Here is a 13,159-nt window from a genome sequence, read left to right as displayed (position 1 = left end):
ATGCACCGCAATGCGACACCGGGCGGGTGACGGTGCTCACGCACACGTCACCCGCCCGGGAGGGTCGGTGGAGCAGGGATCCGCAGGTCCGCTCAGCGGCTCCCGTAGGTCCGCGTCGAGCGGGACCCGGTGTCCCCGACCGGCTCGGCGTCGAGCCCGTCGACGGAGACCTCGAGGGACCCGTCGGAGGTGATCACCTGCACCGGCTGGACGACCTTGGCCAGGCTCTTGGTCTGGCCGAAGGCGAGGTCGCCGTCGAAGACCGTCTTGCCGGTGCCGTCGACGACCTTGACGGTCGCACCGCCGCCGGCGGCGTCGAGCAGGACCGGCACCGGGTCGCCGGGCGCGGCCAGGCCGCCGGAGCCGTTGAGGGTCGGGGCCTCGTTGAGCGTCGAGGGGCTGTCCATCACCAGGCGGGCGACCGACCAGGCCAGCACGAGGACCATCACGGCCGCGACGAGCACCGACCAGTTCGGGCCACCGCGGGTGCCGCGGATGCCGCCGTGGACGCCGGTCGCCAGCTCGGCCTCGAAGACCCGGCGCGGGCTGATCGGCGCATCGGCGTACTTCGCGTCGTACTCGGCGAGCAGCGGGGCCGCGTCGGTGCCCAGGACCCGGGCCAGCGTGCGCAGGTGGCCGCGGGCGTAGAAGTCGCCACCGCAGGGGGTGAAGTCGTCGACCTCGATCGACTCGATGACGTGCGGGCGGATGCGGGTGCGCTCGGCGAGCTGGTCGACGCTCAGGCCGAGGCGGGTGCGGGCGGCCGCGAGCTCCGGGCCGATGACCGGGTCGGCCGCCGGGACGGCCGAGAAGTCCTCGATGACGATCGGCTCGACCGCCTCCCCGGCCTTCGCGATCGGCGAGACCCGCTCGCCCCACAGCATGGTGTCCTCGACCAGGCTGACGCTGCCCGGACGGCGCAGCTCGCGCGCCTCGGGCAGCTCGCCCGCCGTGCCGTCGTCGTGCTCGGAGGGGTCCAGGCGCAGCGCGTTGGCCCCCAGGGTGAGGTCGCTGCGGATCTCGATGCGCGTTGCCGAGAGCGGCTCGCGCAGCGGGCTCGGCGTCGCGCTGGCCACCATCGGCAATCCGGCCGGCGAACCGGAGGGGCCCACCGGCGCCGCGCCGGGCGACTCGACGGAGGCGCCGCCGGGGCTGCGGCGCAGCCGGGAGGCCATCGCGCCGATCCCGCGCGCGATCGCCGGACGCGGGTCCGGCAGCCGGGGCGCGTCGTGCGGGCCCTCGTCGGTGGTCGGGCCGGCGGTGGGCTCGGTGGTCGGCTCGATGATCGGCTCGGTGACGGGCTCCGTCACCGGGTCGGCGACCACGGCGGACTCCTCGGCGGGCTCGACGTCCACGACGTCCTCGACCTGCTCGTCCTCGGCCTGCTCGTCCTCGGCGTCCTCGGACGCGAAGCGGTCCAGCTCGACGATCTCGGTGGTGCCGGCCGCGAGCCGGTCCAGGGCGTCGCTCAGGTCGCCGCCGTCGCCCACGACCGAGGTCGAGAGTGCCAGCGGGACGGCGACGGCCGCGCCGTCGTGGGTGAAGACCTCGAGCTGGCCGTCACGCAGCAGCCCGTGGCGGGGCAGGTGCTCGACGGCGTCGATGTCGTTCCACGGCATGCCGTGCCACGAGCGGCCTTGGCGCACCCGGATGCCGTGCTGGTCGGCGACGAGCAGCGGGGTGCGCGCGTCGACGAACGCCTGCAGCCAGGTGGCGGCCAACAGGCCCATCACGGCCGTCAGGGTCCAGTCGACCCACGCGCCGGTGCCGCTGGCGCGCGACAGGTAGAGGATCGCGACGACCGCGGCCAGGCCGCCGATCACCGCGGCCAGGCCGCCGTTGCGGCGGACCTCGACCACGCCCTCGGGAAGGACCGAGGCGTCGAGCGGGTCGTGCTGCTCGTCGTGGGTGGTCAGGTCGTCGTACGTGGGCTGGCTGCTCACATCTCCCCCTGCAAGGTTGCGATCACACCGTCGATCTCGTCGGGCTTGACGAGCACGTCGCGGGCCTTGGATCCCTCGCTGGGACCGACCACACCACGGCTCTCCATGATGTCCATCAGGCGCCCGGCCTTGGCGAAGCCCACGCGCAGCTTGCGCTGGAGCATCGAGGTCGAGCCGAACTGCGTCGAGACGACGAGCTCCACGGCCTGGATCACCAGGTCGAGGTCGTCGCCGATGTCGTCGTCGAGGTCCTTCTTCGAGGCGGCCGGCGCCGTGACGTCCTCGCGATACTCCGGCTCCAGCTGGGTCTTGCAGAACGCCACGACCTTGGCGATCTCGGCCTCGCTGACCCAGGAACCCTGCACGCGGACCGGCTTGGAGGCGCCCATCGGGAGGAACAGTCCGTCGCCCTGGCCGACCAGCTTCTCCGCCCCCGGCTGGTCCAGGATGACCCGGCTGTCGGCGAGCGAGGAGGTCGCGAAGGCCAGGCGCGAGGGCACGTTGGCCTTGATCAGGCCGGTGACCACGTCGACCGAGGGACGCTGCGTCGCGAGCACCAGGTGGATGCCGGCCGCGCGGGCCAGCTGGGTGATGCGCACGACCGAGTCCTCGACGTCGCGCGGCGAGACCATCATCAGGTCCGCGAGCTCGTCGACGATGACCAGCAGGTAGGGGTAGGGCGAGAGCGTGCGCTCCGAGCCCAGCGGGACCTCGACCTTGCCGGCACGCACCGCCTTGTTGAAGTCGTCGATGTGGCGGAAGCCGAAGTTGGCCAGGTCGTCGTAGCGCTGGTCCATCTCGCGCACGACCCACTGGAGCGCCTCGGCGGCCTTCTTGGGGTTGGTGATGATCGGGGTGATCAGGTGCGGGACGCCCTCGTAGGCGTTCAGCTCCACCCGCTTGGGGTCGACCATGATCATCCGGACCTCGTCGGGCGTGGCCCGCATGAGCACCGAGGTGATCATCGAGTTGATGAACGACGACTTGCCCGAGCCGGTCGCCCCGGCGACGAGCAGGTGCGGCATCTTGGCGAGGTTGGCGACCACGAAGCCGCCCTCGACGTCCTTGCCGAGCCCGGCGATCATCGGGTGGTGCGCGGCACGCGCGGCGTTGGAGCGCAGCACGTCACCGAGGGTGACGATCTCCTTGTCCAGGTTGGGGATCTCGACGCCGACCGCCGACTTGCCGGGGATCGGCGAGAGGATCCGGACATCGGCGGAGGCGACCGCGTAGGCGATGTTCTTCTGGATGTTGGTGATCTTCTCGACCTTCACCCCGGGGCCGAGCTCGACCTCGTAGCGGGTGACCGTCGGGCCCCGGGTGTAACCCGTGACCTGGGCGTCGATGCTGAACTCGTCGAGCACGCTCTGCAGGCGCAGCACCACGTCGTCGCTGGCCTTGGAGCGCAGTTTGTGCGGCGAGCCGGGCTTGAGCACGTCGTCGGCCGGCAGCGAGTAGACCACGTCGCCGGACAGCGCGAGCTGCTCGACGCGGGCCGGGATCGGCGAGTGCGGCGGCGGCTCGAGGTCGCCCTTCGCGGAGCGGGCGACATCGGGGTCGGGGACGACCGGCGAGACGACCGGGGTGAGCTGGGTCGGCGCCTCGGCGAACAGGTCGATCCCGGCGTCCTCGGCGTCGTCGCCGTCGTCCGCGGCAGCCTCGGCGGCACGTCGTGCACCGGCGCGCTCGGCGTCCTGCTCGAGCGCGACGTCGATGGCGTCGCGCTCGCGCTTGCGGCGCCGCTTCGCGACCTCGCGGTCCTCCAGGACCGGGGTGTCGTACGCCGGGTCGCCCATGTCGGGGTCGATCTCGTCGTCCGCGTGGCGCGAGCGGGAGCGCGAGGGGCGCTCCTCGCCGTCCTCGGGCAGGGCACGACCGGTGAGCTTGTCGGTGAGGTCCCGCAGCTTGTCCGGGACCTGGTAGAGCGGCGTCGCGGTGATGACCAGGACGCCGAAGAAGGAGAGCAGGCCGAGCAGCGGGACCACGACGTACGCCGAGCGCAGCAGGTCCAGCAGCAGCGAGGAGACCACGAAGCCGACCGCGCCACCGGCGTCCTGCAGCGGGCTGGCGTCGCCCTGCACGGGCTCGGGGCTGCCGTTGGCGATGTGCACGATGCCGAGGACGCCGAAGGCCAGCGCCGCCCAGCCGACGACCTGGCGACCGACCGGGCCGTTGCTGACCGGGTCGCGCATGGTGCGCCAGCCCATCCACACCAGGCCGAGCGGGACCAGCCAGGCGACCTTGCCGACCGTGCCGGCGACCATCGTGCGCGACAGGTCCATGGCGGAGCCGCCGACCTGGAACCAGACCGCCGCCGCGACGACGACCGAGAGGCCGATCAGCAGCAGGCCGGCACCGTCGCGACGGTGCTCGGGCTCGAGGTCACGCGCGCTGCGGCCGATGCTGCGAGCGGTGGCGCCGATCGCGTGCGCCAGCCCCAGCCAGACGGCGACCAGGCCGCGGCCGAGCGCCGTGAACATCCGGGCGACCGGACCCGGGCCGGTGCGCACGGCGCGTGGCGCGGGGCGCGCGGACGCGGAGCGCGACCGGCTGGCCGGCTTGCGCTGGGCCGTGCTGGAGCGGGTCGAGGAGCTGGTACTCCGGGGTCGGGTGCTCGAACCCGTCTTCGCGGATCCACGGGATCCGGACGAGGACGTGCTCTTGCTCCGCGACCCCGGCGGGGAAGACGTACGGGTCGCCATGGTGACGACACTAGGCCAATGCACCACCCGTCACAGGGACCACAGCCGTTGCACAGGGGGTGTGTCGCAGGGGCGGTGGCACCGGCGGCTGGAGCCCTGTCGAGCGCCGGGACCGGGAGGCCGGAGCATCTCCTCGGCCCGCCGACGGTGACCGCAACCCTGCCTCGCCAGCGGCGCGGCCGACCACAGGCTTGCCGCCTCGAGCGCCCCGTGGCGGACGATTTCCGGCGTGTCTCTGGACCGCTGTCCCTGCCGGTCCTTACTGTTCCTGCACGGTCGCCTGCAGGAGGCGCCGGCGTCACCCACACTCGGAGGGGAAGCCATCTCGTGAAGTTCTCCATGCAGGGATTGAGCCTTGCACTCGTAGCAGCCGGCCTCGCGGCCGCACCGGGGCTCCAGGCCTCGGCCGCGGGGCCCGCTCCCCAGACCACCGCCCCCGACGACGGACTCGTCGCCAAGATGCGCAGCGCCGCCGACGGCAAGGTGCAGCTCTCGCGCGAGGACGCGACCGGCGCGGTCGGCTTCGCCCGCGCCGACGAGGACCTGCTCCCCTCGGTGGAGGGCGGTTCCCGCAAGGGCTCGGTCGAGAAGGCCTCCGCCTACCTCGACCGCTACAGCCGCGCCTTCGGCGCCCCCCGCGGCCAGCTCGTGCAGAGCGGCGTCACCGCCGACGAGCACGGCTGGACCGTCGACTACGTCCAGCGCTACCGCGGCGTGGAGGTCTTCGGGTCCCGGCTGCGCGCGCACCTCGACCGCGAGGGCGACCTGACGGCCGTGAACGGCTACGTCGCCCCCGACCTCGACCTCGCCACGTCCCCGCGTCTCACCCCCGCCGAGGCGGGCGAGCGCGCGGTCACCACCGTGAAGGCCGACCCGCCGGAGGGCTCACGGGCCGCCGGAGTGGAGGCGGCCTCCGCCGACCTGGTGATCTACCGCCTCGGCGCGATCAAGGGCGAGGCCGGCGACGCCGTGCTCGCCTACGAGGTCGAGGTGACCAACGAGCGCGACGTGCGCGACACCGTGATCATCGACGCCGCCAGCGGCAAGCCAGTCAACCGCTGGTCGATGATCCACAGCCTCGAGCGCGAGCTCTACGAGGCCTCGGTCAACAACGGCGGCACCCCCGACGACGACAGCGACGACACCGTCAAGCTCGACCGGGTGTGGCGCGAGGGCAACCCGCGCACCGGCCTGAACTCCTCCCAGCTCGACCTCGTCGACGGCACCGGCGACGCGTACTGGTTCTTCTACAACGCCTTCGGTCGTGACTCCTACGACGACCGCGGCGCGATCATGCGCACCGTCAACAACGACCCGCGCATCAGCTGCCCCAACGCCAACTGGAACGGCGTGACCACCAACTACTGCAACGGCGTCACCAGTGACGACACCGTGGCGCACGAGTGGGGCCACGCCTACACGGAGTACACCTCCGGGTTGATCTACCAGTGGCAGGCCGGCGCGATGAACGAGTCGTTCTCCGACATCTGGGGCGAGACCGTCGACCAGATCAACGACCGCTTCAACGAGACGCCCAACACCCGCCGCACCGACGGGCAGTGCTCGGCGTACACCCGCGGCCCGATCGAGATGACGATCAACTCCCCCGCCTCGATCGCCGGCCCGTGCGACGCCGCGCCGGCCTCGTTCGGCCCCGTCTTCTCCGAGCCGGTCACCACCGACGTCGTCGTCGCGATCGACGACGCCACCGACGGCACGACCGCCACCGACGGCTGCACCGAGTTCACCAACGCCGACGAGGTCGACGGGGTCTTCGCCTACGTCGACCGCGGCACCTGCTCCTTCGCCATCAAGGCGGCCAACGCGGAGTCGGCCGGTGCCACCGGCATCGTGGTCGGCAACAACGACCCCGCGGGCGCCCCGATCTCGATGTCCGGCAGCGCCGACATCTACGGCCTGATGATCCGCACCGCGGACGGCGCCAAGATCAAGGCGGCCACCGAGCCGGTCAACATCACCGTCGGCCCGGCCGGCGAGGACCCGACCGACAACTCCTACCGCTGGCTCTCCGGTGAGGGCGACCCCGCCTTCGGCGGCGCGATCCGCGACATGTGGAACCCGACCTGCTACGGCGACCCGGGCAAGGTCTCGGACGCCGAGTACCACTGCAGCACCGACGACGCCGGCGGCGTGCACAGCAACTCCGGCGTCCCCAACCACGCCTTCGCCCTGCTGGTCGACGGTGGCACCTACAACGACGTCACGGTCCCGAGCATCGGGCTGACCAAGGCCGCGCACGTCTTCTGGCGCACCCAGGCCAACTACCTGACCCCGACGTCGGACTTCTCCGACCTCGCCGACGGGCTGGCCGCCTCGTGCGCCGACCTGACCGGACGCGGGATCAACGCGCTCTCCACCCAGGCGCGTGACCAGCAGGCCTCCGACGAGGTCATCGCCGCCGAGGACTGCGCCGCGGTCGCGGCGGTCGCCGAGGCCGTCGAGCTGGACCAGGAGCCGACCCAGTGCGACTTCCAGCCGCTCCTCTCCCCCGACGCCCCGGCGTTCGAGTGCGGTGACGGCCTGGAGACCGAGGTCGTGTGGTCCGAGGACTTCGAGGACGGGCTCGCCGGCTGGACCCAGGACGAGGAGACCGTCTTCGAGGGCAGCCAGGGCTACGAGTGGACTGCCGTGGACGACGCACCCGGCGGGCACACCTCGCAGGTCGCGTTCGCCCCGGACCCCACCGACGGCAGCTGTGCCGGTGACGCCGCCGACATCTCGAGCCGCAACGGGCTGATCAGCCCGGTCATCGAGCTGCCCGCGGGCACCTCGCCGCGGATGTCGTTCGACCACTACGTCGCCACCGAGGCGGCGTGGGACGGCGGCAACGTGAAGGTCAGCGTCAACGGCGGCGACTTCGAGCTGCTGCCCGAGGAGGCGTTCCTCTTCAACGGCCCCAACGCCGAGCTGGACGGCACGTCCGACAACACCAACCCGATGGCCGGCGAGCCGGCCTGGACCGGCACCGACGGCGGGGAGATCCGCGGCTCGTGGGGTCAGACCCAGGTCGACCTGAGCGAGCTCGGCAAGCCGGGCGACGAGCTGCGGTTCCGCTTCGACATGGGCCGCGACGGCTGCAACGGCATCGACGGCTGGTACGTCGACGACATCCAGGTGGTCGTCTGCTCCGACGGGACCGTCCCGCCGGCCGCGGTGCGCTCCACCACCACCGCGGTCGCCAAGCCGGCGCAGGTCGCACGCGGCGGGTCCTTCCGGGCCGTCGTCACGGTGAAGGCCCCGGGCACCACCCCGACCGGCACCGTGCAGGTGCTGGCCAAGGGCAAGAACGTCGCCCGCGCCACGCTCGGCCCGAACGGCAAGGCCCGGATCACGGTCAAGGCGACCGGGCCGAAGTTCAAGCCCGGCAAGCACACCCTGGTCGTGAAGTACCTCGGCAGCGACACGGTGAAGGCCAGCCGGGCCACGTTCAAGGTCCGGGTGGTCGCGAAGAAGAAGTAGCGGACGCGGCGGCACCGGGCCTGCGGTGCCGCCGCTCCCCCGCTCCCCGCGGTCCAGATGCGAACGGGCCCCGCCGGACATGGTCCGGCGGGGCCCGTTTCCGTCCTCCGTGCCCTGCGTGGGGCGGGCCGCTCAGGCCTCGATGACCACCGGGATGATCATCGGACGGCGGCGGTGGGCGTTGCTGACCCAGCGCCCGATCGTGCGGCGCACGGTCTGCTGGAGCTGGTAGGTGTCGGTGTTGCCCTCGGCGATCGCGCGGTCGAGCGCGTCGATGATCGGCTGCTTGATGTCCTCGAAGTCCGCGTCGGAGAAGGTGTTGCCCCGCGCGTGGATCTCCGGTCCGGACGCGACCTTGCCGCTGACCGAGTCGACCACGACGATGACCGAGACGAACCCCTCCTCGCCGAGGATCCGACGGTCCTTCAGGTCGGACTCGGTGATGTCGCCGACCGAGGAGCCGTCAACGAAGACGTAGCCGCAGTCGACCTTGCCGGTGACCTTGGCGACCCCGTCGATGAGGTCGACCACGACGCCGTCCTCGGCGATGACGACGTTCTCCACACCGGTGGCCTTGGCGAGCTCGCCGTTGGCCAGCAGGTGCCGGATCTCGCCGTGCACCGGCATCACGTTGCGCGGCTGGACGATGTTGTAGCAGTACAGCAGCTCACCGGCGCTGGCGTGCCCGGACACGTGCACCATGGCGTTGCCCTTGTGCACCACCCGCGCGCCCCAGCGGGCCAGGCCGTTGATGACGCGGTACACGGCGTTCTCGTTGCCCGGGATCAGGCTGGAGGCGAGCAGGACGGTGTCGCCCTCCTCGATGTGCACGAAGTTGTGGTTGCGCTGCGCGATCCGGCTCAGGGCGCTCATCGGCTCGCCCTGCGACCCGGTCGAGATCAGCACCTGGCGCTCGGGCGCGAGGTGCGCGAGCTCCTTGGCCTCGACCAGCACGCCCTCCGGCACGGTCAGGTAGCCCAGGTCGCGGGCGATGGCCATGTTGCGCACCATCGAGCGGCCGACGTAGGCGACCTTGCGGTTGTGCGCCACCGCGGCGTCGAGGACCTGCTGGACGCGGTGCACGTGGGAGGCGAAGCAGGCCACGATGATGCGCTGGGTGGACTCGCGGAACACCTGGTCGATGACCGGGGTGATGTTCTTCTCCGCCGGCGTGAAGCCGGGGGTCTCGGCGTTGGTGGAGTCGGTGAGGAACAGGTCGACCCCCTCCTCGCCGAGCCGGGCGAAGGCACGCAGGTCGGTGATCCGGCCGTCCAGGGGCAGCTGGTCCATCTTGAAGTCGCCGGTGTGCAGCACCAGGCCGGCACCGGTGCGGATCGCCACGGCGAGCGCGTCCGGGATGGAGTGGTTGACCGCGACGAACTCGAGCTCGAAGGGCCCGAAGGTGATCTTGTCGCCCTCGCGCACCTGGTGGTGCACGGTGTGGCGCAGACGGTGCTCGCGCAGCTTGGAGTCCAGCAGCGCCAGGGTCAGCTCGGAGCCGACCAGCGGGATGTCCTGGCGCTCGCGCAGGAGGTACGGCGTGGCGCCGATGTGGTCCTCGTGCCCGTGGGTCAGGACCAGCGCCTCGATGTCCTCGAGGCGCTCACGGATCGAGGAGAAGTCCGGGAGGATCAGGTCGACGCCGGGCTGGTGGTCCTCGGGGAACAGCACGCCACAGTCGACGATCAGCAGTCGGCCGTCGTACTCGAAGACGGTCATGTTGCGCCCGACGTCGCCCAGGCCACCGAGCGGGGTCACCCGGAGGCCCCCCTTGGGCAGTGCGGGCGGAGTGGACAGCTCGGGGTGGGAGTGGCTCAAGATGCGGTCCTTACTGCAGTAGGTCGGCCGCGACCAGGGCCGCGCGCAGCGCGGCGACCTCGTCGTCGTCCAGCTCCACCAGCGGGGAGCGGACGCGCCGGTTGTCGAGTACGCCGAGGAGCTGGAGCGCTGCCTTGGCGGTGGTGGCTCCGTAGTTGGGGACGCCCATGACGGCGTCGATCGCGGGGAGCATCCGCGTGAAGATCTCGAGGGCCTTGACGGCGTCGCCGGCCCGGTAGGCGTCGTGCAGGGCACGCAGCTCGTTGCCCATCACGTGTCCGCACACGGACACGAAGCCGACGGCGCCGTGCGCCAACCAGCCGAGGTTGGCGATGTCGTCGCCGGAGTAGACGGCGTAGCCCATCTGCATGATGCGCACGCCGCGCGGCAGGTCGCCGACGGCGTCCTTGACCGCCACGACGCTCTCCCAGTCGGCCATCGCGGCGTAGGTCTCCAGGGAGAGCTGGCTGCCGGTGCGACCGGGGATGTCGTAGAGCATGACCGGCAGCTCGGCGGCGTCGACGACCTGGCGGAAGTGCTGGAGGATGCCGCGCTGCCCGGGCTTGTTGTAGTACGGCGTCACCAGCAGCACGCCGTCGGCGCCGTTGCGACGCGCCTGCTGGGCCAGCGCGATGGAGGTGCGGGTGTCGTTGGTGCCGACACCGGCGACCAGGGTGGCGCGGTCGCCGACCGCGTCCTTCACGGCAGCGAGGATCTCGCCGTCCTCCGCGGGGGTGGTCGTGGGCGACTCACCGGTCGTGCCGGAGACGACGAGGCCGTCGTGGCCGTTGTCGACGAGGTGGCGCGCGATGCGCGCGGTGCCGTCGAGGTCGAGGGAGCCGTCGGCGTGGAACGCGGTGGCCATCGCGGTGAGGACGGTGCCGAAGGGTGCAGCCGAGGTCATGCGGGCAAGGCTATCCCCCCGCGGCCGGCGACCGCGTGCCCGGTCACAGGTGCGGCGCGACCTCGGCCGCCACCAGACGCAGGTGGTCGAGGTCGGCGAGGTCGAGGACCTGCAGGTAGAAGCGCTGCGGGCCGGCCTCGCGGTAGGCGTGGATCTTGGCCACGACCTCCTCGGGCGTGCCGGCCAGGCCGTTCTCGCGGAGCTCGGCGACGTCGCGGCCGATGGCGGCGGCGCGGCGCGCGATCTCCGCCTCGTCCTTCCCCACGCACAGCACCAGCGCGCTGGACCAGGTCATCGTGGCGGGGTCGCGCCCAATGTCCTCGCAGGCCCGCGAGACCCGGGCGACCTGCTCGCCGGTCTCCTCGAGGCCGACGAACGGCAGGTTGAACTCGGCGGCGTAGAAGGCGGCGAGCGCGGGCGTGCGCCGCTTGCCACGCCCGCCGATGATGATCGGCGGCGTCGGGGTCTGCGCCGGCTTGGGCAGCGCCGGCGAGTCGACGACCGGGTAGTGCGCGCCGGCGTGCTCGAAGAGCTCGCCCGCCGGGGTGCGCCACAGCCCGGTGATGACGGCGAGCTGCTCCTCGAAGCGGTCGAAGCGCTCACGGGTGTCGGGGAACGGGATGGCGTACGCCGCGTGCTCGGCGGCGAACCACCCGGCACCGAGGCCGAGCTCGACGCGCCCGCCGCTCATCTGGTCCACCTGGGCGACCTGGATCGCCAGCGGGCCGGGGTGGCGGAAGGTCGCGGAGGTCATCAGGGTGCCGAGCCGGATGGTGCTGGTCTCGCGGGCCAGCCCGGCCAGCGTGGTCCACGCGTCGGTGGGCCCGGGCAGGCCGTCGCCGCCCATCGTCAGGTAGTGGTCGGAGCGGAAGAACGCGCCGTACCCGAGGCGCTCCGCCTCCTGGGCGACCCGCAGCAGGTCGTCGTAGGTCGCGCCCTGCTGGGGCTCGGTGAACACGCGCAGCTCCACACCGTTGCTCATGCCCCCACTCTGGCAGGCGGGTGGTTCAGTCCTGCACGCGCACCAGGCGGACCACGTCGAACCCGTCGTGCGGCTCGCGGGCGACCTCGCGCCACTCGGCCGGGTCGATCTCGGGGTAGAAGGTGTCCCCCTCGGGGCGCAGGCGCACCTCGCTGAGCACCTGCTCGTCGGCCACCGGGAGCGCGAGGGCGTAGACCGCCGCTCCCCCGGCGACGTACGCCGTGTCGCCGTGCTCGGCGGCGATGGCCAGGGCCTCGTCGAGGTCGTGGGCGACGAGCACCCCCGGCGCGGACCAGGCCGGGTCGCGGGTCAGCACGACGGTGGTGCGACCCGGCAGCGGGCGCCCGATCGAGTCGTACGTCGCGCGTCCCATCACCAGCACGTGGCCCAGCGTGGTGCGCTTGAAGTGCGCGAAGTCCTCGGGCAGGTGCCACGGGATGGTGCCGTCCGCGCCGATCACGCCGTTCTCGGCGACGGCCGCGATCAGCACGACCCGGGGACGGGCGCCGACCTCAGACGGCAACGGGGGCCTTGATCGCCGGGTGCGGGTCGTAGCCCTCGAGGGTGATGTGCTCGAGCTCGAAGGCGTCGAGCTCGGTGACCGAGGGGTCCAGGTGCAGTGTCGGCAGCGGCCGCGGCTCGCGGGTGAGCTGGAGGCGGGCCTGCTCGAGGTGGTTGCTGTACAGGTGCGCGTCGCCGAAGGTGTGCACGAAGTCGCCGACCTCCAGGCCGGCCACCTGGGCGACCATGTGGGTCAGCAGGGCGTAGGAGGCGATGTTGAACGGCACGCCGAGGAACACGTCGGCGCTGCGCTGGTAGAGCTGGCACGATAGCCGGCCGGGGCCCTCGGGCTGCGGCGCGACATAGAACTGGAACATGGTGTGGCACGGCGCCAGCGCCATCGACGGGACGTCGGCGACGTTCCAGGCCGACACGATGTGGCGGCGCGAGTCGGGGTCGGCGCGCAGCTGGGCGACGACCTGGGCGATCTGGTCGACATGGCCGCCGTCGGGGGTCGGCCAGGAGCGCCACTGGTGGCCGTAGATCGGACCGAGGTCGCCGTTCTCGTCGGCCCACTCGTCCCAGATGGAGATGCCGCGCTCGTGCAACCACTTCACGTTGGTGTCGCCGCGCAGGAACCACAGCAGCTCGCCGAACACCGAGCGGGTGTGCACCTTCTTCGTCGTGACCAGCGGGAAGCCGGCGCTCAGGTCGAAGCGGATCTGGTGGCCGAACACCGACCGGGTCCCGGTCCCGGTGCGGTCGGACTTCTCCACACCCTCGTCGAGGATGCGCTGGACGAGGTCGAGGTAGGCGCGCACGGCGCGAG

8 protein-coding genes are annotated in these 13,159 nt (G+C 72.1%); 1 reads left to right on the top strand and 7 read right to left on the bottom strand.

The window, feature by feature from the left end; translation table 11 throughout:
• Positions 1-92: 92 nt before the first annotated feature.
• Both HOQ23_RS21495 and HOQ23_RS08270 read right to left on the bottom strand, forming a co-directional pair.
• On the bottom strand, positions 93-1,943 hold the full coding sequence (locus HOQ23_RS21495; RefSeq protein WP_172213652.1) for a helix-turn-helix domain-containing protein: 1,851 nt from the start codon (positions 1,941-1,943) through the stop codon (positions 93-95).
• A complete protein-coding gene (locus tag HOQ23_RS08270; protein WP_172213650.1) occupies positions 1,940-4,645 on the bottom strand; it encodes a DNA translocase FtsK in 2,706 nt (901 codons plus the stop codon). The genes HOQ23_RS21495 and HOQ23_RS08270 overlap by 4 nt, the downstream gene beginning before the upstream one ends.
• Before the next feature lie 348 nt (positions 4,646-4,993).
• On the opposite strand from HOQ23_RS08270, the gene HOQ23_RS21200 reads away from it, so the two are divergent.
• A complete protein-coding gene (locus HOQ23_RS21200; RefSeq protein WP_172213648.1) occupies positions 4,994-8,125 on the top strand; it encodes a M4 family metallopeptidase in 3,132 nt (1,043 codons plus the stop codon).
• Between the two features lie 132 nt (positions 8,126-8,257).
• Here HOQ23_RS21200 and HOQ23_RS08260 read toward each other — a convergent pair whose 3' ends face one another.
• The 5 genes from HOQ23_RS08260 to HOQ23_RS08240 are packed head-to-tail and all read right to left on the bottom strand — an operon-like array spanning position 8,258 to position 13,151.
• Positions 8,258-9,943, bottom strand: coding sequence for a ribonuclease J (locus HOQ23_RS08260; RefSeq protein ID WP_172213646.1), 1,686 nt, complete (start codon positions 9,941-9,943; stop codon positions 8,258-8,260).
• A gap of 10 nt (positions 9,944-9,953) precedes the next feature.
• Positions 9,954-10,847 (bottom strand): 4-hydroxy-tetrahydrodipicolinate synthase, encoded by an 894-nt coding sequence (gene dapA / locus HOQ23_RS08255; protein WP_172213644.1) that lies wholly within the window; start codon positions 10,845-10,847, stop codon positions 9,954-9,956.
• Between the two features lie 43 nt (positions 10,848-10,890).
• The gene (locus HOQ23_RS08250) at positions 10,891-11,817 is read right to left on the bottom strand and encodes an LLM class F420-dependent oxidoreductase (protein ID WP_172213884.1); all 927 of its coding nucleotides are present in this window, start codon (positions 11,815-11,817) and stop codon (positions 10,891-10,893) included.
• Positions 11,818-11,854: 37 nt separating this feature from the next.
• The gene (locus HOQ23_RS08245) at positions 11,855-12,352 is read right to left on the bottom strand and encodes a dihydrofolate reductase (protein WP_172213642.1); all 498 of its coding nucleotides are present in this window, start codon (positions 12,350-12,352) and stop codon (positions 11,855-11,857) included.
• Positions 12,342-13,151, bottom strand: a complete 810-nt coding sequence (locus HOQ23_RS08240) for a thymidylate synthase (protein ID WP_172213640.1) — start codon at positions 13,149-13,151, stop codon at positions 12,342-12,344. The genes HOQ23_RS08245 and HOQ23_RS08240 overlap by 11 nt, the downstream gene beginning before the upstream one ends.
• Between the last annotated feature and the right edge of the window lie 8 nt (positions 13,152-13,159).

It is taken from the genome of Nocardioides sp. zg-DK7169, assembly GCF_013155365.1.
Taxonomy (GTDB): domain Bacteria; phylum Actinomycetota; class Actinomycetes; order Propionibacteriales; family Nocardioidaceae; genus Nocardioides.
The sequence above is the reverse complement of the archived record's forward strand: the minus strand, read 5'-3'. Positions and strand labels throughout refer to the sequence as shown.

What these genes read in the sequence shown, in the direction of transcription:
- HOQ23_RS08270 (WP_172213650.1), bottom strand. Translation starts at nt 4,645, where the DNA reads ATGGCGACCCGTACGTCTTCCCCGCCGGGGTCGCGGAGCAAGAGCACG.
- dapA (WP_172213644.1), bottom strand. Translation starts at nt 10,847, where the DNA reads ATGACCTCGGCTGCACCCTTCGGCACCGTCCTCACCGCGATGGCCACC.